The sequence below is a fragment of the Psychrobium sp. 1_MG-2023 genome (genome assembly GCF_030689115.1).
Lineage (GTDB): Bacteria > Pseudomonadota > Gammaproteobacteria > Enterobacterales > Psychrobiaceae > Psychrobium.
In genome coordinates, this window is the sequence record NZ_JAUYVJ010000033.1 from 13,892 (window position 1) to 37,456 (window position 23,565).

General features: G+C 40.4%; 26 protein-coding genes and 1 tRNA gene. 12 read left to right on the top strand and 15 right to left on the bottom strand.

The genetic code is table 11. The features are described 5' to 3' along the window. Nucleotides 1–15 precede the first annotated feature (15 nt). The gene (locus tag Q8W26_RS15100) at nucleotides 16–1,089 is read right to left on the bottom strand and encodes a PLP-dependent cysteine synthase family protein (RefSeq protein WP_101215723.1); all 1,074 of its coding nucleotides are present in this window, start codon (nucleotides 1,087–1,089) and stop codon (nucleotides 16–18) included. Between the two features lie 43 nt (nucleotides 1,090–1,132). Here Q8W26_RS15100 and Q8W26_RS15105 point away from each other — a divergent pair, with 43 nt between their 5' ends. After that, a complete protein-coding gene (locus tag Q8W26_RS15105; protein ID WP_101215724.1) occupies nucleotides 1,133–1,348 on the top strand; it encodes a putative quorum-sensing-regulated virulence factor in 216 nt (71 codons plus the stop codon). Between the two features lie 10 nt (nucleotides 1,349–1,358). Here Q8W26_RS15105 and Q8W26_RS15110 read toward each other — a convergent pair whose 3' ends face one another. Next, nucleotides 1,359–3,002 carry a response regulator gene (locus tag Q8W26_RS15110; RefSeq protein WP_101215725.1) on the bottom strand — a complete coding sequence of 548 codons (1,644 nt, stop codon included), beginning with the start codon at nucleotides 3,000–3,002 and terminating at the stop codon, nucleotides 1,359–1,361. 138 nt (nucleotides 3,003–3,140) lie between these two features. Continuing rightward, nucleotides 3,141–3,225: transfer RNA gene (locus Q8W26_RS15115), tRNA-Tyr, on the bottom strand. Nucleotides 3,226–3,351: 126 nt separating this feature from the next. Between Q8W26_RS15115 and Q8W26_RS15120 the strand changes: the two genes are divergently transcribed. Next, nucleotides 3,352–3,849, top strand: a complete 498-nt coding sequence (locus Q8W26_RS15120; RefSeq protein ID WP_101215726.1) for a VC2046/SO_2500 family protein — start codon at nucleotides 3,352–3,354, stop codon at nucleotides 3,847–3,849. A gap of 33 nt (nucleotides 3,850–3,882) precedes the next feature. Here Q8W26_RS15120 and Q8W26_RS15125 read toward each other — a convergent pair whose 3' ends face one another. The 8 genes from Q8W26_RS15125 to Q8W26_RS15160 all read right to left on the bottom strand — a co-directional run bounded on the left by Q8W26_RS15125 (nucleotide 3,883) and on the right by Q8W26_RS15160 (nucleotide 10,010). Continuing rightward, a complete protein-coding gene (locus Q8W26_RS15125) occupies nucleotides 3,883–4,416 on the bottom strand; it encodes a YchJ family protein (RefSeq protein WP_305473727.1) in 534 nt (177 codons plus the stop codon). Continuing rightward, nucleotides 4,391–5,011: a hypothetical protein gene (locus tag Q8W26_RS15130; RefSeq protein WP_101215728.1), complete on the bottom strand. Its 621-nt coding sequence runs from the start codon at nucleotides 5,009–5,011 to the stop codon at nucleotides 4,391–4,393. Before Q8W26_RS15130 ends, Q8W26_RS15125 begins: the two co-directional genes overlap by 26 nt. Before the next feature lie 156 nt (nucleotides 5,012–5,167). Beyond that, a complete protein-coding gene (locus Q8W26_RS15135) occupies nucleotides 5,168–6,502 on the bottom strand; it encodes an anti-phage deoxyguanosine triphosphatase (protein ID WP_101215729.1) in 1,335 nt (444 codons plus the stop codon). A 154-nt stretch (nucleotides 6,503–6,656) separates the two neighbouring features. Then, nucleotides 6,657–7,862 (bottom strand): pyridoxal phosphate-dependent aminotransferase, encoded by a 1,206-nt coding sequence (locus Q8W26_RS15140; RefSeq protein WP_305473728.1) that lies wholly within the window; start codon nucleotides 7,860–7,862, stop codon nucleotides 6,657–6,659. Nucleotides 7,863–8,017: 155 nt separating this feature from the next. Then, on the bottom strand, nucleotides 8,018–8,542 hold the full coding sequence (gene fldA / locus Q8W26_RS15145; protein WP_101215731.1) for a flavodoxin FldA: 525 nt from the start codon (nucleotides 8,540–8,542) through the stop codon (nucleotides 8,018–8,020). A gap of 8 nt (nucleotides 8,543–8,550) precedes the next feature. Next, nucleotides 8,551–8,877 (bottom strand): LexA regulated protein, encoded by a 327-nt coding sequence (gene ybfE, locus Q8W26_RS15150; RefSeq protein ID WP_101215732.1) that lies wholly within the window; start codon nucleotides 8,875–8,877, stop codon nucleotides 8,551–8,553. Between the two features lie 24 nt (nucleotides 8,878–8,901). Beyond that, nucleotides 8,902–9,123: a DUF2788 domain-containing protein gene (locus Q8W26_RS15155; protein WP_101215733.1), complete on the bottom strand. Its 222-nt coding sequence runs from the start codon at nucleotides 9,121–9,123 to the stop codon at nucleotides 8,902–8,904. A gap of 113 nt (nucleotides 9,124–9,236) precedes the next feature. Further along, on the bottom strand, nucleotides 9,237–10,010 hold the full coding sequence (locus Q8W26_RS15160; protein WP_101215734.1) for an alpha/beta fold hydrolase: 774 nt from the start codon (nucleotides 10,008–10,010) through the stop codon (nucleotides 9,237–9,239). Between the two features lie 303 nt (nucleotides 10,011–10,313). Here Q8W26_RS15160 and Q8W26_RS15165 point away from each other — a divergent pair, with 303 nt between their 5' ends. Continuing rightward, nucleotides 10,314–12,005: an NAD-dependent malic enzyme gene (locus tag Q8W26_RS15165; protein ID WP_101215736.1), complete on the top strand. Its 1,692-nt coding sequence runs from the start codon at nucleotides 10,314–10,316 to the stop codon at nucleotides 12,003–12,005. A gap of 108 nt (nucleotides 12,006–12,113) precedes the next feature. Continuing rightward, entirely contained in the window at nucleotides 12,114–12,716 is a 603-nt protein-coding gene (gene seqA, locus Q8W26_RS15170; protein WP_101215737.1) for a replication initiation negative regulator SeqA, read from the top strand. Nucleotides 12,717–12,801: 85 nt separating this feature from the next. Here seqA and fur read toward each other — a convergent pair whose 3' ends face one another. Together fur and bioA are read right to left on the bottom strand one after the other, a co-directional pair. Next, a complete protein-coding gene (gene fur / locus Q8W26_RS15175; RefSeq protein ID WP_101215738.1) occupies nucleotides 12,802–13,224 on the bottom strand; it encodes a ferric iron uptake transcriptional regulator in 423 nt (140 codons plus the stop codon). Between the two features lie 143 nt (nucleotides 13,225–13,367). Further along, nucleotides 13,368–14,651, bottom strand: a complete 1,284-nt coding sequence (bioA, locus tag Q8W26_RS15180) for an adenosylmethionine--8-amino-7-oxononanoate transaminase (RefSeq protein ID WP_101215739.1) — start codon at nucleotides 14,649–14,651, stop codon at nucleotides 13,368–13,370. Between the two features lie 105 nt (nucleotides 14,652–14,756). Here bioA and bioB point away from each other — a divergent pair, with 105 nt between their 5' ends. From bioB to bioD, 4 genes are read left to right on the top strand one after another with little or no spacing between them, the layout of a single operon-like run. Then, entirely contained in the window at nucleotides 14,757–15,803 is a 1,047-nt protein-coding gene (gene bioB / locus Q8W26_RS15185) for a biotin synthase BioB (RefSeq protein ID WP_101215756.1), read from the top strand. A 9-nt stretch (nucleotides 15,804–15,812) separates the two neighbouring features. Then, complete coding sequence (bioF, locus tag Q8W26_RS15190) at nucleotides 15,813–17,006, top strand: 8-amino-7-oxononanoate synthase (protein WP_101215740.1); 1,194 nt, start codon at nucleotides 15,813–15,815, stop codon at nucleotides 17,004–17,006. Continuing rightward, on the top strand, nucleotides 16,997–17,824 hold the full coding sequence (bioC, locus tag Q8W26_RS15195; RefSeq protein ID WP_101215741.1) for a malonyl-ACP O-methyltransferase BioC: 828 nt from the start codon (nucleotides 16,997–16,999) through the stop codon (nucleotides 17,822–17,824). Before bioF ends, bioC begins: the two co-directional genes overlap by 10 nt. Continuing rightward, nucleotides 17,817–18,488 carry a dethiobiotin synthase gene (bioD, locus tag Q8W26_RS15200; protein ID WP_305473729.1) on the top strand — a complete coding sequence of 224 codons (672 nt, stop codon included), beginning with the start codon at nucleotides 17,817–17,819 and terminating at the stop codon, nucleotides 18,486–18,488. The genes bioC and bioD overlap by 8 nt, the downstream gene beginning before the upstream one ends. Nucleotides 18,489–18,576: 88 nt before the next feature. Here the strand turns inward: bioD and Q8W26_RS15205 are convergent, their stop codons facing one another. Beyond that, nucleotides 18,577–18,828, bottom strand: a complete 252-nt coding sequence (locus Q8W26_RS15205; RefSeq protein WP_101215743.1) for a hypothetical protein — start codon at nucleotides 18,826–18,828, stop codon at nucleotides 18,577–18,579. A 127-nt stretch (nucleotides 18,829–18,955) separates the two neighbouring features. Between Q8W26_RS15205 and Q8W26_RS15210 the strand changes: the two genes are divergently transcribed. The 4 genes from Q8W26_RS15210 to Q8W26_RS15225 all read left to right on the top strand — a co-directional run bounded on the left by Q8W26_RS15210 (nucleotide 18,956) and on the right by Q8W26_RS15225 (nucleotide 22,817). Next, the gene (locus Q8W26_RS15210; RefSeq protein ID WP_305473731.1) at nucleotides 18,956–20,809 is read left to right on the top strand and encodes a DUF294 nucleotidyltransferase-like domain-containing protein; all 1,854 of its coding nucleotides are present in this window, start codon (nucleotides 18,956–18,958) and stop codon (nucleotides 20,807–20,809) included. After that, a complete protein-coding gene (locus tag Q8W26_RS15215) occupies nucleotides 20,806–21,495 on the top strand; it encodes a 3'-5' exonuclease (RefSeq protein ID WP_101215744.1) in 690 nt (229 codons plus the stop codon). Before Q8W26_RS15210 ends, Q8W26_RS15215 begins: the two co-directional genes overlap by 4 nt. Before the next feature lie 15 nt (nucleotides 21,496–21,510). Further along, a complete protein-coding gene (locus tag Q8W26_RS15220) occupies nucleotides 21,511–21,963 on the top strand; it encodes a hypothetical protein (RefSeq protein ID WP_101215745.1) in 453 nt (150 codons plus the stop codon). A 209-nt stretch (nucleotides 21,964–22,172) separates the two neighbouring features. Further along, nucleotides 22,173–22,817 carry a hypothetical protein gene (locus Q8W26_RS15225; protein ID WP_101215746.1) on the top strand — a complete coding sequence of 215 codons (645 nt, stop codon included), beginning with the start codon at nucleotides 22,173–22,175 and terminating at the stop codon, nucleotides 22,815–22,817. A gap of 30 nt (nucleotides 22,818–22,847) precedes the next feature. Here the strand turns inward: Q8W26_RS15225 and Q8W26_RS15230 are convergent, their stop codons facing one another. After that, entirely contained in the window at nucleotides 22,848–23,528 is a 681-nt protein-coding gene (locus tag Q8W26_RS15230) for a GntR family transcriptional regulator (RefSeq protein WP_101215747.1), read from the bottom strand. Nucleotides 23,529–23,565: the final 37 nt, after the last annotated feature.

Here is a 23,565-nt window from a genome sequence, read left to right on the forward strand (position 1 = left end):
CCTCACGTTGACTACTTACAATTCACACCAATGGCCTTTATACCAAAAATCTTCTATTTGTTTGCTGTAACTGGAAATAGTTAACTTCTGCTTCTCACGCCATTGGGGGTTGTAATAAGTATCTAAATATCGAGAGCCGTCATCACAAATAAGAGTAACCATTGATCCTGATTTATTTTCAGCCACTAACTGCTTCATTAGACTAAGAACACCATAAAAATTAGTACCAGTAGAACCCCCAATCTGTCGTCCTAGCAGCTTTTCTAAAAATAACATACTTGCAATCGATGCGGCATCAGGTACTTTTTGCATTGAATCGATAACATCAGGGATAAAGGATGCCTCAACTTTTGGACGACCGATCCCTTCGATTCTTGACCCTTGCTTGTTAGTTAAATTATTATCACGGCTATGGTAATAATCATAAAAGACCGAATTCTCAGGATCTACCACATGCAGTCTGGTATTGAGTTGGTTGTATCTTATATAGCGACCAATTGTTGCACTAGTGCCTCCAGTACCACTACCCATGACTACCCAATGTGGTTGCGGATGGGGCTCTTTGGCTAGTTGATTAAAGATACTCTCGGCAATATTGTTATTACCGCGCCAATCTGTTGCGCGCTCAGCATAAGTAAACTGATCAATAAAATGCCCATTGGTTTGTTTAGCCAATTGTCGAGAGGCTTGATAAAGTGCACTAGGGTCCTCGACTAAATGACATTGGCCACCATAAAACTTGATTAAGTCGATCTTTTGTTGTGAAGTATTTGCTGGCATCACGGCAATAAAAGGCAGACCGAGCAATCGCGCAAAATAAGCTTCAGAAACAGCTGTGCTCCCCGAGGACGCTTCAATAATGGTAGTGTTTTCTTTTATCCAGCCGTTACATAAACCATACAAGAACAACGAGCGGGCTAAACGATGCTTTAAGCTGCCGGTCGGGTGGGTTGACTCATCTTTGAAATAAAGTTGAATGCTAGGGAATTGAGGCACTTCAACCTTTAAAAGGTGGGTGTCTGCACTACGTTGATAGTCTGCTTCTATTTTCGCGATTGCTTGATTTATCCAAGCTCTTGGCTTTACCATTAACTTCTCAAACGATTAAACTTTGATATAAGGTATAACAAAAATGGATATGAATCACGATTTAATTGCATTAGCCAATGTGAGAATGCCTTTTGGTAAGCATCGCGATCAACTTATTCATCGTTTGCCAGAGAGGTACCTTATTTGGCTGCGGAGCCAGGATATTGTCAAAGGGAAACTTGCAGTGCAAATTGATCAAATTGCAGAAATAAAGCTTAATGGTTTAGAGCGATTATTAACACCTTTAGTAAAAGGCTAGCTAGCGGCAATTACTTTTTCTGTAATTGATTGAAGTCTGTTCTTAGTTTTACAAATCGTTTTTGGTGAGCTTTAGATAGTTTCATACCGTTTAAGACACGGAAGGATTCTTTACACTCACCCATCAGTGACTTAACGTATTTCTTTTTTTCTTGCATCAACTTAATCTGCGCCTGAGCCACATTAAGCACAGCGCCAGAATTAACAGGGGAGATAAATATTGCTTGTTTAAATAATTCTAACGCTTCGAGGTTGTTACCAGCACTATAGGCGTCTATACCTTGGCGTGTTATTTTATTAAATTCTGCTTTCTTTTCTACGACTTCGTCATCATTTAATCGCGCTTGAATTTGATTCGTGATGTCATTCGTATCATCGAGTTGTTCTGCGAACTTAGATGCCAATTCAAAGTCACTTAAATTTAACAGCGTAATACAGGTATCCGGCGCCAACTCATCGGGTAAGCTCCATTCATCATCTTCATCACAAAAGCCATGGATTGCCTCCATTAACGTTTTCTTCGATAATAAGGTTTCACCTTTGGCGGATTGGAGCTGTGAAATGATGACCCCTTCTAGAGCACTAAAATGATATTTTAACTGTCTTCCTTCTTCGAGCTTTGCACGGTGAAGGGTACTGGTTAGTTCATTTTGCAGCTTATAAATAGCATTGGGTTCTTCACTGTGGGCGACTTGATTAATAATGCTGCGCGTATAATTAAACAAATGGTCTGTGCCAGTATGGACTGAGCGACGGCTTAGTTGGAGTAACTGGCCGTAGCTATCTTTTACCAGTGCGTGGTTGTGGTTTGCTGTGGCAACATCCACCATTAGCTGATGGCGGCTCATTGAATAAGGAGATATCTCTAAACTCTTAGTTAACGTTTTTTCAGCTGTTTCTGCTTGCTTATTCGCTAGCTGTACTTGTGCTAATAAGTCCATGGCATCCACGTTATTAACCTGTTGCTTTAATACTGCTTTTAAACGCGCTTCTGCATGTTCTAATTTTGATAGACCAAGGTAAGCACGAGCAAGGGTAATGTTGGCCCAGATAAGCTCGCGTTCCTTTAAGATGCTAGCAAGTATTTCCGTTGCTTCCTCATACCGTTCTTCACGACACATAAAATCAGTCATCATTTGCAATATTAAGGCACTATAACGATTTTTTTCTTTGATTAAACTTTTGCAGGTGGCGATAGCCCGTGGGAAGTCTTTTTTGTCAGAGCAATGATGAATAGCGCTAAGGGATAATCGCTTAGACCAAGCTTTCTGTAAGCGATTATCAAGCAACCGTTGGGAGAATGGCTTAATGATATAATCGTCAGGCGCCATTTCCATTGTGCCAAGGACTGCGGCGCGGTCGGTTTCTGCGGAGACAATAACAAAGAGAGTATCTGGCTTGATTAAGCGTAGCGTCCTAAGTTCTTCCAGTAACTGGCGACCATTTTTATTGCTACCGAGGTTATATTCAACCAGTAATAAATGATATTCCTTAGCTCGACAAGCGCGCACCGCAGCTTCACCGTTATCGGCAAAGTCTACTTTTCTAACCCCAAAATTACTTAATATACCTTTCATCATTATTTGAAAGGGACGCTGAGGATCAACAAGTAATACTTGAAGCTTTGGGTAAGGTATTTTTATTACTGCAGACAATAAATGTCCTTATATTCCATAAACGGTATAAGTGGTTATCATATAAGAAATCGAAAGAAATAAAAATAATAAATAACTAATAGTGTAGAGGAGTTACAGGGTGTTAGGAAGATTTTTGAGTCTTAGAAGAGAGCTTGATGGTGGAGGGAGGTGGATTCGAACCACCGAAGGCTGAGCCGGCAGATTTACAGTCTGCTCCCTTTGGCCACTCGGGAACCCCTCCAATCAAGTACGGAGCGCATAGTAGTGCACTTAGCGGTGAAGGTAAAGCATTTTTTTATAAAAATTTATTAAAGTTCTTATTAAGTGTGCCGATAAGTTAATTAGTGTACATTTACGTGTGTTTTCTATGCAGATTGGCGAACTTTTAGTCGGAGAAATCCAGCTAGGGCAACAATTAAATAATAGTATTGAACAAAGTCAGCAAGCTGACTTTGCGCTATTACTGTCAATGCTATCAAAAGATGTCTGTGACCAAAGCCAATTTCATTTTAAACAGCAAGATCAAACTGAGACGACTGAACAAATTGATCTGAGAAAGCAATTTGAAATGCCGCAACCTCAGCAATTAATCGGTGAAGAAAAGGATAGTGCACAATCATTGTCTCAAACCAAGATTGCTGCTGAAGAAGGGTTAGTGGCAGCACGCTTAAGCCATTGTATTCAACCTGAACCATTGTGTTATCAATTAGAAAAAATTGAAAGTTTTGAACGCGATATCTTTGATAATCTTGATTTTGTTAACGCTGCTAAAGTGCTGGGCCAATCAGTTGAGCCGATTGAGTCTGCTATAAACCTGAATCAGGTTATTGCTGCACAACAGGCTTATCAGGCAAACCTTATTTAACCCCTTTCTATTTCAAGCCCGTTTGAGTAATGGTTAACTACCACAACATTTCTTAAATTTTTTGTTACTACCACAAATACAAATATCGTTACGCTTGGGCATTGGTATCTTTTGTTCTGGATACGTCGCATCAACATAGTACCAAGCATGCGTTGGTAAGCTTTCTTTCTCTGTTAAGCGCTCTGCTAACAGGCTGTCTATCGGTTGCTGTGAAAAGGTTGAATGTTCATGGTGATAGTGAATTTCGCCGTCTTGTTTATACCAAGCTATAAATTCGACCTGAACATTCGGGCCTTGTTCTGTGAAAGAACGAACGTCAAGCCCTAACCAATGGCATTGGCTATTCCATTGCTTAATCGATTGGTGAGAAATGTTATGTCTCGTTTGAGGGCTGTGAGTAATTACAAGATAGTCAATGTCTGCGACTACAAAAGCGCAATAACGGCTCTTCATTAATTGATGTGCATTTGTGGCAGTTAAAGTGCCTTGATGCAGTGGCGAGCAGCATTGTTGATAGGTTAGCTCAGACCCACAAGGGCAGTTACTCATGAGTGGTGTAGTTTTCATACCATTGGGCTGGGTAGTAAGGATCGTAATGTAAATTGTCGACCGCTTTTGCGTTGATATAGGACTTTATTTTTGCTTTACTGTTTGCTTCAGCCCAAATTCCCCAACTGTCATCTGACTGACGTTTGAATGTAATCATAAACTTCCCTGCATGTTGTTTTGCTGGCTGTTTACTTTCTTTGGGCGGAATAATTGTGACAACATAATAGCCGACATCGTTAATCGTATTTTCACCGGTGAGACGATTAGTTACCCTAAATTGAAGATCTAAAGATGAGTTATGCTTTTTAAGCCGCGAAAAATAACGACTGTACAATTGCATTAAATCATTTTGTCCTTGCATGACTGGTAAATGCTTACCAGCAGAGATGTAATGTCCATCTGGTGTATATACATCGACCATTTTTTGCGGATCAAGCGATAAATATGCTTTGCTTAATCGCTCATAGCATATATTGACTTCAGGTTGGGTTACTCCTGTTAACTGATCTTTCTGTTGCTGTGCAAAGGCAACAGAACTTGCCACGCCACTTGTTAGCATGGCAGCCGTAAGCCAGAAGACAGATTTTTTATAACAGAAATTCATTAATGTCATTATGGATAACCCTTATTAAACTAGGTTTATTTTGTGCTAGATAATGTGTCAAGTAAAGTTGAACATTGGTACAAAATGTTTCTAAAGGTTATTTTGTGAAATATTAATATATAATTCAATAGTCTAATTAATTTGTTTTTACTAAAGTACTAATACTTAATGTTTTGGTGTGAATAGTGAATGGTATAATTTTGCAGCATATTCGTCAGTCATGCCGGAAATATAATCACAGATAATGCGCATCTGAACTTCATCTTTTTTATCTTGGGCGTCTAACCATCGTCCTTTGGTGGTTTCTGGCAATAACCGAAGAGGGTCTGATGCAAAAGCTTCAAATAACTCCATGACAATTTGTTGCCCCTTATATTCCATTGCTTGAAATTCAGGTTTCAAGATGACTCGGTTAAAGACAAAGCGTTTTAGTATTTCAAGTAGCGCAAAGTAATCAGGACTTAGTTTTGCATTATATGCGAGTAAGGGCTCTTCAAATCCATCAACTTTCACAATATCAATTGCCGTTACTAGTATGTTAACAAGTTCTCCAATGGCGTCTTTACGCAGGTATTGCTCTGTAGAAAATAGTTTTTGGGTGATTTCATCGATTTCATCTTCAATAGGATTATGCTCAAGGTCACTCAGTACATTAACAACGTCTTTACGCCACTGGTTATAGCTGACTGTTCCCATGACTATAGCATCTTCTAAATCATGAACTGAGTAGGCGATATCATCTGCTAACTCCATTACCGAGCAATCAAAGGACTTATACTGACTTTGCTGGTGGGGAGATGGCTGTTTAGCATCAATTATTGCTCTGGTACTACTTAGTAGTGTTATATCTTGAGATGATAACGGCTCAAGTACCCAAGATAAAGCACTGGCATCAACATCGAAAATAGCTTTTGGTGGTAACCAATTGTGCGCTTTTAATTGTCTAAAACTCTCACTGGGCTGGTCGGGATAGTGACCTACTACCTGCTGATGCAAGACGGGATACTTTAAAGTGCCTAGCAAGCTGCGCCTAGTTAAATTCATGCCGTGCAGTGGGGTATAAGGCTCAAGTCTAGTTAGTATTCTAAACGTTTGACCATTCCCTTCGAACCCACCATGATCGCGCATCATGTAGTTTAGTGCAACTTCGCCACCGTGACCAAACGGTGGGTGACCAATATCATGGGCGAGGCCAAGCGTTTCAATTAAGGTTTCATTAAACCCTAATAACCGATCTAAGTCAGGATGATATGCACTGAGATGGCTAATTATCCCTGCACCGATTTGTGCAACTTCAAGCGAGTGTGTTAATCGCGTACGGTAAAAATCACTTTGCCCAATACCGACGACCTGCGTCTTTGCTTGTAAACGTCTAAAGGCTGCTGAGTGTAAAATTCGGGCTCGGTCACGTTGATAACTGTTGCGGTGATCGTGGTGACGCTCTTTGCCTTCTGCGTTTTTTCTAGCCAGCCATAGGGATGTTATCTGTTTATCGTTCATTAGATACACTTGAAAGGATTTAATTAAACTCAGTATAGTGTACGCCTTGCTTTAAGTCATTATTGTTTTAAAGCAAGACGCTAGCTCAAGGGCCTAATTTAATTATCATTTTTCAGTTTTAACAGAGCACTCCAATGATAAACATGCCTTAGGTCTATTGAGAATAGGTTGATAAAAAACGGCCAAACTTTTCCATGGCTGCAGTTAAATCGTGAGCGTGAGGAAGCGAGACAATTCTAATATGGTCGGGCTCAGGCCAATTAAAGGCAGTACCATGAACAAGTAGAATTTTTTCCGTTTTCAGTAGGTCGAACACCAGTTGTTGATCGTCTTTAATATTAAATTTTTTGATATCAAGCTTCGGAAATAAATACATTGCCCCTTTTGGCTTAACACAGGTAACACCATCAATCTGAGTTAAGGCATCGTACGCTGCGTTACGTTGCTCGAGCAAACGTCCTCCTGGTAATATCAACTCATTAATACTCTGATAACCGCCTAAAGCAGTCTGAATCGCATGTTGACAGGGGACATTAGCACACAGGCGCATTGACGCGAGCATGTTTAAGCCATCGATATAACCTTGGGCTTTAAATTTTGCGCCAGAGATAACCATCCAGCCAGCACGAAAGCCAGCAATACGGTAAGCTTTAGATAAGCCATTAAATGTCACGATGACTAAATCGTTCGCTAATGAAGCCGTGTGGGTATGGGTGACACCATCAAACAATATTTTGTCGTAGATTTCATCAGAGAATACCACGAGATTAAATTCTCGGGCAATTTGTAATAGCCCTAGCAACAGCTCTTCAGAGTACACTGCCCCTGTTGGGTTGTTTGGGTTGATAATCACAATTGCTTTAGTGTTTTTTGACACCTTACTGCGAATATCCTCAAGGTCAGGGAACCAGTCCGCTTGTTCATCACAGCGGTAATGCACAGCTTTACCGCCAGCCAAGTTTACTGAGGCTGTCCACAAGGGATAATCAGGTGCTGGCACGAGCACTTCATCTCCGTTATTGAGAAGCGCCATGGTCGCGATTTGAATTAATTCAGAAACACCGTTTCCAATATAAATGTCGTCAACATCGATGTGCTCGATGACTTCTTGATAGTGATGAAAAACCGCTTTTCGCGCCGAGAATAAGCCTTTAGATTCACAGTAACCTTGTGCTTGGGGTAAATTGTAGATCACGTCCCGAACAATCTCATCGGGAGCTTCAAACCCGAAAGGCGCAGGATTACCGATATTAAGTTTTAAGATTCGGTGGCCTTCTTCTTCAAGTCGCTGTGCTTCTTCATGAACTGGACCGCGAATGTCATAACAGACATTATGTAATTTGTTCGACTTGTTGAACACCTTGAGTCTCCACAGAAATATTATAAATTAGTAGCATTAAACGACTGTTCAACATAGCTTAAAATTAATGATATAGAAAGGGCGACTTTAGTATTCTTTTTAGGCATAAAAAAACCTCGCTAAGCGAGGTTTTTAATGACGGTAGTTGTTAACGGTTAAGCTAATTCAGCTAAACACATTTCCTCTTGGATTTGTTTAACCCAAGCTTCAACACGTTCGTCAGTTAATTCTGGTTGACGATCTTCGTCAATACCTAGACCGATAAAGTGGCTTTCATCAGCTAATGCTTTTGATGCTTCAAACTCATAGCCTTCAATTGGCCAGTGACCTACAATAATCGCCCCTTTAGGTTCGATGATGTCTTTGAGTGTGCCCATAGCGTCTAAGAAATACTCTGCGTAATCTTCTTGGTCACCACAACCGAAGATTGCAACAAGTTTATCGTTGAAGTCAATGTTTTCTAACTCTGGGAAAAAATCATCCCAATCACATTGTGCTTCACCGTAGTACCATGTTGGGATACCTAATAATAATAAATCAAATGATTCGAGTTCTGCTGGTGTTGCTTTGGCGATGTCATAAACATCAACTAAGTTTTTACCAAGCTGTTTTTGAATCATCTTTGCAACAGCTTCGGTGTTACCCGTATCACTGCCAAAAAACATACCTACACTAGCCATAAATATTCCTATGCTTTATCTAGTTCTATTGTCTCTGGTGACAGTGTATCGTTGGTATGCGATAAAGCATTGATCTGTGTCACCAGTATTGATTCTATTACTTGACTGCGGCTCATGTTGTTTACTGCAGCAAGCTCGTTTAATTTATTGAATAACTCTGTTTCAACTTTTAATTCAACGCGTTTTAGGCCCTTGGCTTTGTCTCGTTTGACTTGGTTACGCTTGTTAACCAATAATTGGTCTTTACGAGAAAGCGGATTAGTTTTAGGGCGTCCACGGTTTTTTTCGTTGGCAAACAGATCAATGGTTGTTCTATCGTTGGATGCTTTTGCCATATCTTTTATCTGTAAACGTCTTGATTAACCAAGACCGTTTGTATTCCAAAATGCTTGAATTAGTCCCTTAGCAACGAAGCCAAGGCAGCCAAAGGTCAGAACACCCCATACAACGATTTTTCCAAAGAAAGGTACTTGTCCTTTCTTTAATACGTCATGGATAGCCATACCAATAAGAAAGAAAATCCCAGCGAATAAGAAGTTTAATCCTACTGTTTCAAGTTGTTGAAATTCTTGTGGAGTCATTGTTGTAACTAGGGTTGTGAAATTATTGAGGCGCAATATAGCATAATAGCCGTAGTGGTGCTACGGCTCTATTATAAAATTTATTGCGCGGTCTATCTGATTTTTTTGACTCTTTAATTTTGATGGTTGCTAAGAAAGTCATCGACTATTTTGTTTACGCTAGCAGGCTTTTCTGCATGGAGCCAATGACCCGTTCCTTGCACTATTTTTGCTTGTGCTTGAGGGAAGTAGCCCATGATTGTCGGGCGATGCTCAGCGAGGATATAGTTTGAATTTCCTCCTTTTACAAATAGGGTCGGCTTATCATAAGTTCCCGTTGTCGTCAGGCCAGTAATAATACTGCTATAGTTTTTATGTAAGCCGTCTAGATTGCAGCGCCAAAAATGGGTTGAGTTGGTATCTTTTGCTAAGTTTTTTAACAGAAATTGTGCAATACCAGGTTCAATACCTTGAGCGACGAGATGTTTACTGGCGTCAGTTCTATTATTTATTTGTTCTAGGTTCACTGTTTTGAGTGCGTTAAAAATATGATTATGACGATCAGTGTAGGCTACTGGTGCGATATCTATGACGGTTAATGTGTTAATAAGTTGCGGTTTTAAAAGCGCTAGCTCCATGGCGACTTTTCCACCCATAGAGTGCCCGACAATATTGACCTTATTTAAACCCAGCTCATCACACAGATCAGAAACGCTATTAGCCATATCCGGATAGCTAATCGAGTTTGTGTGTGGCGAAAGGCCGTGATTGGGTAAATCAATGCTGATCACTTGATATGTAGTTGAGAGGTGACGGGCTAAGCGGCCCAAATTATCTAAGGTGCCAAATAAACCGTGTAATAAGATAACCGGTTGCCCGTCGCCAATAATTTTGTAATTAAGTTGCATTTTTGTTCTCTACTTTTATGAAGCGTAACCGTCAGAGGATAAGGGGTTAAACACGCTAAAATTGCGATAAACAACAATTAAGAATGAATACAAACGCTTAGCTTATTTAAACGTTCGTTTTAATTTAATTTTTTAATTAATAATAAGTTAAGTCTATTTTTAAACAAATAAACTTTGAGTTGTAGTAAGTATTTTAACTGATCTTTTAGACTAAAGGATATATAATTACCGTTAATAATCAGTATAACAATTTGTGATGGCTTAAACGCATCATAATAAAAAATAACACTGGATGATGTAATTATGCCAACAAAAAATGACAAGCCACTTTATATTCCTTATTCAGGACATGCACTATTAGAAACCTCTTTACTAAACAAAGGAAGTGCTTTTAGCAAATCTGAACGTGCTAACTTTAATTTAAGCGGACTATTACCTCCTTTAATTGAAACAATTGAAGAGCAGGTTGATCGTGCATACGCGCAATTTAGTAAATTCAACAGTAGTTTAGACAAGCATATCTATTTACGTCGTATTCAAGATATGAACGAAACGCTTTACTACGCTTTAATTGAACAGCACCTAGAAGAAATGATGCCTGTGATTTACACACCCACAGTGGGAGAAGCTTGTGAAAAGTTTTCTGATATCTATCGCTGCGCCCGTGGTTTATTTATTTCTTATGATCAGCGTCATGATATGGATGACATACTACGCAATGCTATCAAGCCTAATGTTAAGGTCATTGTTGTAACTGATGGTGAGCGTATTCTAGGGTTAGGCGACCAAGGAATGGGTGGTATGGGCATCCCAATTGGTAAGTTATCACTATACACAGCTTGTGGCGGCATCAGTCCTGCTTATACTTTGCCGGTGATGCTTGATGTCGGAACCAATAACCAGTCATTAATTGATAACCCGATGTATATGGGTGTAAAAAGCCCACGTATTGATGGTGATGAATACTTTGAGTTTATTGATACTTTTATTCAGGCCGTCAAACGTCGCTGGCCAAATGTATTACTACAGTTTGAAGATTTTGCGCAGCCTAAAGCAATGCCATTGCTTGAGCGTTACCGTGATGAGTTATGCTGTTTTAATGATGATATTCAGGGGACAGCAGCAGTAACCGTTGGCTCACTACTTGCTGCTTGCCGCTCAAAAGGAGTTAAACTTTCTGAGCAAGTCGTTACCTTTGTTGGTGCAGGCTCTGCGGGCTGCGGTATTGCTGAGCAGATAATCATGCAAATGAAAACCGAAGGTATCAGTGATGAGCAAGCTCGCAGCCAAGTATTTATGGTCGACCGTTTCGGTCTAGTTACTGATGGGATGAGTGATTTACGTGATTTCCAACAGCGTTTAGCGGCCAATAAAGCAACGATTGAACAATGGGATGTGGCAGGGGACTATGCATCTTTACTTGAAGTGATGCAGCATGCTAAACCATCTATCTTAATTGGTGTATCGGGACAGCCAGGGTTATTTACCCAGCAAGTCATAGAGACAATGCATCAAGGTTGTGAACGCCCAATCATCTTTCCATTAAGCAACCCTTCTAAGCAGGTCGAGGCAACGCCACAACAAGTGATTGAATGGACTAAAGGTCAAGCGATTGTGGCAACGGGTAGCCCGTTTGAGCCTGTCATCTACCAAGAGCAATCATTTGTGATTCCACAGTGTAATAATAGTTATATTTTCCCTGGACTTGGCTTAGGTGTGTTGGCTTGTGGTGCAAAACGGATTAGCGATGAGATGTTAATGGCCTCAAGCTTATGCTTAGCGAGTGTGTCACCACTGGCAAATGATGGACAGGGTAGTTTGCTACCACCTCTGACAGAAATTGCGAATATCAGTAAGCAAATGGCATTCGATGTAGCAAAAGTTGCAATAGAACAAGGTCATGCCTTACAAATCAGTGATGAGCAATTATTAAAGAAAATTGAGAAAAATTTCTGGAACCCTCAGTATCGCGACTATCGCCGCGTTTCAATTTAATCATGGAGCTTTTTATCTCAATCTGTATAATCTCGCATTAAACAGATTGAGAACGCCCTTAATCGTGATTTTCTTTATTAAGGGCGGTTGATTATTGATGAGGTTTACATGAAATCGATTGAGGTCGAAGACGATTTATATCGTTATATTGCCAGTCAAACTGAAGATATTGGTGAAAGTGCATCGGCCATATTACGCCGTTTGTTAGGGTTGCCTGCAATCGGTGAGATCCCTGTCGTACAGCCAATTAAGTCGCCGGCACAAGTCAGAGAGCAGGTATTAACTAACAGTGAAAGTGAGCCAGCAAGTGCTGTCACTAGTAAAGCTGATGTTAAATCGACTGCCGCTACCAAACCAAATAGTACTAGCGCTCGCTTAGGCTTTAATCAATTAATAGCATCAGACCAAGTCGCTAAACAAAAAGCGGCCGTCGGTCGTTTTCTATATTTGCTGAGTAGTTTACATCAGTTAGACCCTGCTCAGTTTGAGCGTGTGCTTCAAATTAGTGGTCGTGATCGCCTTTACTTTGCTAAGGATAAAGAAAGCTTACTGGGTAAAAATGGCACAACAAAACCTAAGCAAATTGGTGCAACTGAATTTTGGGTTATTACTAATTCAAATACAGGAAAGAAACGCTCTATGTTAACAGCAGCTTTAGTTAAATTAGGTTGTGAAAAAGCATTAGCACAAGAAATAGCGCAACAAATTTAGTGCGATGAAAACTAATGTGTTGATATAAAAAAACCGATTATGAAAATAATCGGTTTTTTTGTTTTTAATATGTGCACATTATTGACTAATGATCACACTCGCCGTTGACTGGTTTACCATATAAGTAAAGACTGTGGTTAGTCAGTTCAATACCATGTTTGGCAGCAATATCATGTTGGCGTTGTTCAATGACTTCGTCGTTGAACTCAATAACTTTACCACAGTTTAAGCAAACTAAATGATCGTGATGTTCTTTAGACGCTAGCTCAAAGACAGACTTTCCGCTATCAAAGTGGTGACGCGTCACAATACCAGCGTCATCGAATTGGTTTAATACACGATAAACGGTTGCTAAGCCAATCTCTTCACCTTGTTCAAGTAAGATTTTATATAAATCTTCAGCACTGATATGTTGGTTAACAGGAAGTTGTAAGATCTCTAAAATTTTAATGCGAGGTAAAGTTACTTTTAACCCTGCTTTTTTAAGTGCTAAATTTTCGTCAGCCATCGTTATCTCTTTTGAGTCAATTCTATGCTTCATATCATAGCAGTGTAAATCTAAGATTTCATTATAAAAGGTTAGAACTGTTATCAAAAACACCTAATTGGTGAATCTATTTCCATGCAAAGCATAATGATATTAGTTTTTTATCATGTTGATAGCTGACTTATCACTTGATAAATCGCAGTCGTTAATTCTTCAAGCTGTTTTGGACTGATGACATAAGGCGGCATAATATAAACTAACTTACCAAAAGGGCGAACCCAAACGCCGTTATCGACAAATGCATGTTGAATAGTGGCCATATCGACAGCTTGGTGCAATTCAATGACACCAATAGCACCAAGAACTCGTATATCAGCAACAACCGATAGCGATTTAAAGCGAGAGAAAGAGTGAGCCAATTGCTCTTCAATAGCGGCGACTTGTTGCTGCCATTTGTTTTCTTGCAAAATAGCTAAACTTTCATTGGCAACTGCACAGGCGAGTGGGTTGGCCATAAAGGTTGGGCCATGCATGAAAACGCCCGCTTGAGTGCGACAAATTGTTTCACCAATAACTTGACTCGTCATCGTTGCTGCTAGACTCATGTAGCCACCAGTAAGTGCCTTTCCTACACATAGAATATCGGGTTCGATATTAGCGTGCTCATAAGCAAACAATTTTCCGGTACGGCCAAAGCCTGTGGCTATTTCGTCACAAATGAGTAAGACATCGAACTCGTCACATAGCGTGCGGACCGCTTTTAAATAGTTAGGGTGATAAATACGCATACCGCCAGCGCCTTGAACGATAGGCTCAAGGATGATGGCGGCGGCTTCATGGTGGTGCTCGACAAATAGCTGCCTTAATGAGTCGATATCTGATTCTTGCCAAGGCTGATCAAAACGGCTTTGTGGGGCTTGGGCAAATAACTGTTTTTTTAATACTTGGTTAAATAGTTCATGCATGCCATTAACGGGATCGCATACTGACATCGCGGCAAAAGTATCACCGTGATAACCGTGCTCGATAGTCAGTAAGCGTGATTTTTGACTTTGCCCTTTGGCTACCCAATACTGAATCGCCATCTTAATAGCAACTTCAACAGCCACAGAGCCGGAATCTGAAATAAACACACGATCTAATGAAGGTGCTGTCATATCAACCAGTTTGCGACATAACGCGATGGCGCTCGGGTGAGTGATACCACCAAACATCACATGTGACATATTATCGATTTGATCTTTAGCGGCCTGATTTAAGCGTGGGTTATTGTAACCGTGAATTGTTGACCACCAACTGCTCATCCCATCAATGATCTGGCGACCATCTGATAACGTTAAGTGTACACCCTCGGCGCTGGTAACGCCGATGCAAGGAAGCGGGTTAATCAAAGAAGTATATGGATGCCAGATGTGCTCTTTATCAAAATTAAAATCAGACTCATTCATGGTTAATTTTTGCTCAGATGTAAAGTGGTTTTGGTTAAGTTAGTTGACAGCATACCTGAGCAAGGTATCCTAGCCAACAAATTATCAATAATAATAGAGTTAGCAATGAGCGCAGAGCAATTACGTCACGACTGGACGTTACAAGAAGTTGAGCAATTATTTAATCAGCCGTTTAATGATTTGATGTTTCAAGCGCAAACGGTTCACCGTCAACACTTCAACCCGAATGAAGTTCAGGTATCAACCCTGCTTTCAATTAAGACAGGCGCTTGTCCTGAAGATTGTAAGTACTGTCCTCAATCAGCTCGTAACAAAACGGGTTTAGAAAAAGAACAGTTACTGGAAGTTGAAAAAGTAATTAAAGCAGCAAAGCATGCAAAATCAGTGGGGTCGACCCGTTTTTGTATGGGCGCGGCTTGGAGTAACCCACACGACCGCGACATGCCTATCGTATTAGATATGGTACGCCAAGTTCGTGACATGGGTATGGAAACCTGTATGACTTTGGGTATGTTAACAGCAGGTCAAGCTCAGCAATTGGCTGATGCTGGTTTAGATTATTATAACCATAACTTAGATACCTCCCCTGAGTTTTATGATCAAATTATTACCACGCGTACGTATCAAGATCGATTAGACACATTAGATTACGTACGTGGTGCCGGAATGAAAGTATGTTCTGGCGGTATCCTAGGTATGGGTGAAAAAGCGCATGACCGTTACGGTCTATTAATGGCATTAGCGAATTTAGAACAACATCCAGATAGTGTTCCTATTAACATGTTAGTTAAAGTTAAAGGTACACCACTTGAAAACGTTGATGACTTAGAGCACTTTGAGTTTATTCGTACTATTGCTGTTGCGCGTATCATGATGCCTAAATCTCATGTTCGATTATCTGCGGGCCGTGAGAAAATGAATGAGCAAATGCAAGCGATGTGTTTCATGGCTGGTGCTAACTCAATTTTCTACGGTTGTAAGTTATTAACCACAAGCAATCCAGAAGAGTCGAGCGATGTACAACTCTTTAAAAAGCTGGGTATTAACACCGAGCGTGGACGCGAATACTCTGATGAGGCGCATGAGGCCTCAATCTTGGATGCGGTTAAATTAAACAGCCAAGATCAAATGTTTTATGATGCTGCTAATTAATTTCCGTCAATGAGTTTTAAGCACCTTGCTGAGCAGATTACTGCTCAGCATCAAAAACAAGGCTACAGGCAAACTCGAACAGTTGACGGTGGTAATCATGTCTCTTTGTTTCATCATGGACAGCACTATATCAACTTTTCAGGCAATGATTACTTAGGTCTTGCCTGTGACCCTGACGTATTACAAGCGGCTAGTGATGCTATTGTTGCTAATGGTGTCGGTAGTGGTGGCTCACCACTTGTAACAGGGCATTCGTCTTTTCACCAGCGTTTAGAAGAGCAGATATGCACCTTAACTAACCAAGATAGTGCGATATTGTTTAGTTCGGGGTTTGCTGCTAATAGTGGTGTTATCTCCTCGTTATTAAACAAAGGTGACTTGCTCGTTCAAGATAAACTCAACCATGCCTCGTTAATGGATGCTGGAATGCAAAGTGCGGCGACGATGAAGCGCTTTAAACATAATGATATGCTTCATCTTGAACGTACACTCGCTAATAGCAATAACTTTGAAAATACTCTAGTCGTTAGTGAGGGAGTATTTTCGATGGATGGCGATCAAGGTGATCTTAAAGCTATTGCCACACAAGCTAAAAAACATAATGCGTGGTTGATGGTTGATGATGCTCATGGGTTTGGTATTAACGGTGCTAAGCATGGGCAAGGTGCAGGTACTTGCCTACAGCAAGGCATTAAACCCGATATCTTAATGGCAACCTTTGGTAAAGCTATTGGTACTTCGGGGGCATTTATTGCTGCTAATCAAGAAGTTGTTGAGTTTTTGACTAACTTCTGTCGTCATTATATTTACTCTACTGCTTTACCGATCCCTGTTGTTGCTGCAACGATAAAAAGTATTGAACTGGCGCAGCAGTCTTGGCGGCATGATCAGCTCTTGCATAATATACATGTGTTTAGGCAACGTGCACAGCTGTTGTCGCTTAATTTATCGCCTTCAAATAGTGCTATCCAGCCAATAATTATCGGTGATAGTGCAGCAACCTTAGCCATAGCAGAGCAGCTAAAACAACAAGGCTTTTGGGTGACAGCAATTAGGCCGCCGACTGTGCCCGTTGGTACGGCTCGCTTACGCATGACGTTATCGGCTAACCATCAAGCTGTTGATATTGAAAGTTTACTTGAAGCCTTAGCGACAATCCTTGCCTCAAACGAATACCATAAAGAGAATGATTCATGTCTGTAGTTGTCTCAACCTCTGATAAAAATGAAACAGAAACAATGAAAAATCAGGTCATAGATAAAGCATTAATCAGCCAAAGCTTTGGTGACTGTGCGGCGAGTTATGACAGCGGCGCAGCATTACAGCGTGACGTTGGTCAACAGCTGCTACATTTATTACCAAAAAAGTGTCCAACTTTGCTGGATCTTGGCACTGGACCGGGGTTTTTCACTCAAGCATTATCAAAACGTTCAGAGCAACTATTAGGTGTGGACATCGCGCCGCAAATGTTGAGCTTTGCCCGTGAGCGTAATAAGTCTCTTAATGTCAATTGGGTCGCTGGGGATGCAGAAAATTTGCCACTCGTTGGACAGTGTATTGACAATATTTTTTCTAGCCTAATGCTGCAATGGGTGCATCAATTATCTGAAGCACTCAATGAAGCATATCGTGTGCTTAAGCCTGGGGGGAGTATTTATTTCACCACGCTATTAGAAGGCACGTTAGGTGAGTTAGTACATGCTTGGTCTCAGGTTGATAATAATCAACATGTTAATGAATTCTTATCATTAACATCTCTTGAGCGAGCGATTGCTGCGACACCGTTTAGCACGATAAGGGTTGAGGTTAAATCACAGCAAGTGTATTACAAAAGTGTTATTGCGCTAATGAAAGATTTGAAAGCGATAGGTGCTAATCAAACCGCGCAAAAGCCATCTGGCTTAATGGGGCGAGGAGCATTAAAAACATTAACTTCAGCTTATGAAGTCTATCGAGTTGAACAAGGTTTACCAGCGACTTATCAAGTCGCCTATTGTGTTTTGGAAAAGCAACATGACTAAAAGTTATTTTATTACAGGTACAGATACCGATGTCGGTAAAACATTTGTCACGGAACTATTGCTCAAGCAATTGAATCTACACCAGCCAACAATTGGTTATAAGCCGATAGCTGCGGGTGCAGAGATGACTGAAGATGGGTTACGTAATAGTGACGCTTTGATTTTACAGCAATCGAGTGTTTCTGGTATTGACTATAGTACGATTAACCCTATTTGTTACCAAGAAGCCATTGCCCCCCACATCGCTGCAGCACTGCACAATGAGTCTTTATCTATTGAAGCACTCTCACAGTGGTGGCACAAGGTACAGCATCTTAGCCCTGTCGCATTGATTGAAGGAGCTGGTGGTTGGAGATTGCCTATAAATGATCATGAGTTCTTAAGTGATTTTGTTAAAGCTCATCAACTTGAAGTGATTGTTGTGGTAGGAATGAAACTGGGTTGTCTAAACCATACCTTGCTGACCCTAGAAACGATACGCCAAGATGGTTTGGTGATCAAAGGTTGGGTAGCGAATCAATTAGACCTGCCGATGAGTAATTATGATGAAAATTTAGCTTATTTAAAGCAGTCTATTACAGAGCCACTATTAGGTGAAGTTAAAGCACATCAAACGTTTTCTCCTGACCAACCGTTATTTGAACTCGATGGCTTACTTGATTGAGTGAGTAAGCTATAAGACATAAAAAAGCCCCGATTAAATCGGGGCTTTTTTTTAAGCTTAGACTAATGTCTTGTGCAATATTTGCTCATTACCAATAAGATGGAAAAAAGATTTGATTAACTAAACGTAATATTAATGCAGTAACTAATACTAAAACACCTGCGCGGTAAAACTTGAATTCTGCTATATCAAAGCCATGTTTTAGTTTGTTTACAAAAACGCGCCAAACAGATTGATAGTCTTCGGTTCGTTTAGTGTACTTAAATAAAGCGGTTAGGATTAGTAAAATACCAGCGGTAAATAATAGCGTTTCAAGTACGCTAAGAAATTGAATAAACATATAATTTTTCTCATTATAAAGTTGTTGTTTTATTGACCTACAACAAAGCAAGTCAACTGAGATAGCTACACTATAACTAAATATTATTCCAGATGAACTACGACTAACGTGGCAAGGGGACGCTAAATTGACTGAAGATATTGAAATCACCGAAATTAAAGACTACCTATCGCAGATTGTTCCTTTTGATAGTTTGTCTCCAGAGACTCTTTCTCGGGCAGCCAAAGGGATCCGCATTAGCTATTTTTCTTCAGCCAGCGGCCATGTTGAGATCGATTATGATAATCCACAGCTTTATATTGTTCGTACGGGAGCTTTTGAGGTCCGAGACAAGCAAGGTGAGTTACTTGATCGACTAGGAGAGGGGGATTTCTTTGGCTTTCCCTCATTGTTAACCGGAGAAAATGTTAATAACAAAGTTACCATCCTAGAAGATGGCTTAGTTTACTTAATTGATTTAGAGCTATTTAAACAGTTGCGTAATGATTCACGCGAGTTTGATCGTTTTTTTAATCGTGCTCATGCTAAACGGATGAAGCGCTTTGAACAGCAAGTGGGCTCGTCAGCCCCTATTAATATTACGATTGAGAGCTTATTAACCGAGGGCGTCGTTAGCTTAAGTCCTGACGATAAAATTGTTGATGCTGCACAGCTAATGAGTGAACAACGTATCTCGTCCTTGATTATTCTTGAACACGGACAGTTAGCGGGTATTGTTACGGATAGAGACTTGCGTTCTCGGGTACTTGCCGTTGGTTTAGATGGTCAAACACTAATCAGAGATGTGATGACAGAAAACCCTTCGAGCATTGATTGTAAAGGCTTATTATTCGAAGCATCAATGATGATGAGTACCCATAACATTCATCACTTACCTGTGTTAAGAGATAATGAAGTGGTCGGAATGTTAACCACTACGGACATTGTACGTTCACAAAATAACCAGCCGATCTTTTTAATTGGAGAGATTAATCGTCAGCAAACACTTGAGGGGCTAGTTAGTTTGAGTAAGCGTTTCCCTGCGCTATTACAAAGCCTTATTGCCTCTGATGCTCGTGCTGAAGAGATTGGCCGTATTTTAACATTACTTTCAGACTCTTTAACGCGTCAATTACTTAAGCTTGGAGAGGAACAGTTCGGTACGCCTCCATTTCCGTATAGCTGGATTGTGTTTGGTTCACAAGGGCGTATGGATCAAACCGCAGGCTCAGATCAAGATAATGCGATGATTTTATCACAAACACCGACGCCAGAGCAGGATGCTTATTTCAAATTATTGAGTGAGTTTGTCTGTCATGGTCTAGACGCTTGTGGCTATATTTATTGCCCAGGTGAAATTATGGCCCAAACAGATAAGTGGCGCGTTGATTTAAAAACATGGCAGGGGTACTTTAAAAAGTGGGTCGATACCCCATCGCCAGAGGCGTTGCTTAATACGTCAATATTCTTCGATATGCGCCTATTAAGTGGTAGTGAAGAGCTCTTTGAGTTACTCCAAACTTTTGTATTGAAAAAGACTCGTGGCAATCAAATATTTATTGCTTCGATGGCAGGAGTTGCCTTATCGAGTCGCCCTCCTTTAGGGTTCTTTGGTAAATTTGTTTTAGACCGTGACGGTGAAGAGAATAAAGCGTTAGACCTCAAACATCGCGGTGTCGCATTAATTAACGATATAGCAAGGGTCTATGCTTTAGCTGAAGGGATCTCTGAGGTTAATACCCAAGCGAGGCTCGATAAGTTACTTGGTAAAGCAATACTCAGTGAGAAGGACGTCAAAAACCTGAAAGATGCATTGGAATTCATTGGCCATATGCGCCTGAAAAATCAAGGTAAACAGGCGGCACGCGGTAAGAAACCATCGAATTATCTAAAGCCTGGCGATATTTCACGCTTATTACGTCATCAGTTAAAAGATGCGTTCGAAGCTGTCCATAGTGCACAAAATGGTTTACAGCTTAAGTTTACAAGGGGGCTATTTTGAGCACAAATTTAAGCTTTGCGCAGCTTAATCGCGTGCTATTAGGTCTCAAAGCAAAAGACCCTGAGCTAAAACGTTTTATTCGTCATAGCTGTGACTTATCTCGTTCATTTAAGCATAGTGAACTGCTCAGTGTTGATCTTGAGATGACTGGTCTTGATCCAAAAAAGAATGAAGTGATCAGCATGGGCTGGGTACCGATTATTAATGGTGAAATTATTTTGGCTGAGGCGAGGCAATTACTAATTTCACCTGAACAAGGCGTAGGGGACAGCGCTACAATTCACGGTATTCATGATCGTGATTTAGCGAATGCGCTTAGTTTAGAGCAAGGGTTAGAGCAATTATTAGCAGCCATGAAAGGGCGAGTTCTAGTTGCTCATCATGGCGCTCTTGATATTTCTTTTCTACAGCAAGCTGCGCAAAAGCTGTATGGGCATAAACTACCTTTTGAATTAATCGATACTTTACTTATTGAAGCTAAAAGACTTAGTCGTCAAGGTGAGCATTTTGACAAGCAGCTTCTACGCTTATATGCTTGCTGTCATCGTTATGGTTTACCGAATGCGTCAGCACATAATGCACTTGCCGATGCACTTGCGACTGCTCAGTTATTATTGGCGCAAGTTGCAGCAATTAGCGGTGGCCAAACGATAACCTTAAGAGAGATCATGAAATATAGTCATTAACGATAAGGAATTGTAATGAAAAAGGTTGTACGTGGGGTATCCACAGCGTCATTAGTCATTTTAAGCGCGTGTACGTTGACGAGTACAGTGGTTGCTAAGCAGGTAGAGATGAAGCCCCAATTTGTCGGTACTTGGCAATTACTCTCTGGAGAGTATGTCGATCATAATGGTGAATTAATTAATTATGCCGACTTAAAGTTAAAATCGTTAAAAACAATTAACGCCAATCATTTTAGCTTTATCACAAAGTCAGGCGATGAGTTCTGGAGCGCGGGGGCGGGTACATACCAAGTCGAAGGTAATTTATATATAGAAACACCTATCCATACCTCTTATAAAATACCTGCTAATCAGCAATACACTTTTAGCTTCGAACTTAAGGGAGACAAATGGTATAGCTCGAGGTTTGATGGGAAAAAACGCGTTGAGTATGAGGTATGGCAGCGTGTGATTAAAAACGCTGAATAAATTTTTTTATTTTTTTCCTCTATAAGTTCTTGTTCTTTTAACTGTTTGGTTTTTAATTTTGAGCTAAGTTATACAGGCTGTTAAAAGGAGGTTTTTTGTTCAGCTAGCGGTAATTTTCGCTTGTTAAGCTGCTCCTCTTTTTGCAGTCAACGGTGTCTATTAACGAAGTGTTGTCCCGTTTACTGCGGTGCAATAGGAGGTTAAAAGACATGAGTGACATTATTTTTGAATTATCTCAAGATCCCAAATTACTTGAACAATATTATCAATTAAGACATGACAATTTTAATAAGACGCTTGGGCTAACTGAGTTTGATGGAAAAGCGGATGTCAACGACCTTACCAGTGATATTTTCATTGCCCGTGTTGGTTCTCGCTGCCTTGGAGGTGTCCGAATATGTGGGAGAGGCTTTCAAGGCCCACTGCCTCTAGAGTATCGCGCGCAAGGGTTGATCGAAGAGCTTCCGCAGCTGAATCTATCAAAAGGTGGTTACTGCCAATGGATGCGTTTATCCCTTGCTCCTTTTGGTGATATTCCATACGGGCAACTATACCGTGAGTTTACGTTAGCACTTGCTGTCCTTAGTGCAGAGCTGGGTTACCAGTACGCTTTTTGTGTATCAAGTAAAACGCACCAGCGTCTTTATAAACAGCTCTTTTCCAGTAATAACTATCTACACTTTCAATGTGAAACGGATAAAATACGTTGTGAGCAAGATTTTGATGGCTTAGAGCATTTATTATATGCGACTAAACTACAGCAACGCAGGGTACTCGCACCAAGAAAAACAAAACAGGCACAATATAAGATTAACTCTTTAGGATATTCAGAGTGTTTAGAAGTTGCTAGTTAAAACAGTTAGCTAGCAACATAGGTAGGTCAATTAACTTGAGCTGTGGTTGTGAGCATCAACTAGCTCAATTAAATCTTGAGCGCTGCCTAGGATATGTTCTTTTAAAAGTGCACAAGCGCCTTCAACATCTTTTGCTTCACATAAAGCTAATAGCTGTTGATGTTGCTGTTCTGCTTTTGGGATCCCGCCTTTTCGTAATAAATGTAATCGGATATAGCGATCACAGTTTGAATTGAGGTTTTGCACTACTTCCATTGTGTTCGGGCGATTAGCGGCTTTATACAAACTAGTGTGGAACTCGGTATTTAGCTCGCTCCACAAATTGCTACTATTAGCATGGCTAAATGATTCTTCAAGCTTGGTTAAGATTGCACGAGCTTGTTCAATATCAATACTATTCATATTAACGATTGATTTTGCTAAGAGATCAGTTTCGATTAAAGCGCGTAATTCAAATAATTCACAGACTTGCTCGCTTGAAAGCGCGGCAGCTGTGGCACCTTTATGTGCTTCGAATTTCACAAGGCCTTCTGCTTCTAGTTGTAATAGTGCTTCGCGGATAGGAATCCGACTAACGTTTAGCTCTGAAGCTAAAGCGCTTTGTCTTAGAGGTTTCCCCGCTTCAATATCACCAGAAAGTATCCTTTCTCGTAAGACCTCTACAACAACTTGGGTGCGTGTTTTGTGTACTATTGGTGAGTTCGTATCCATTGCTATTTGTTACTACTTATATAAATTTTTATCTTCC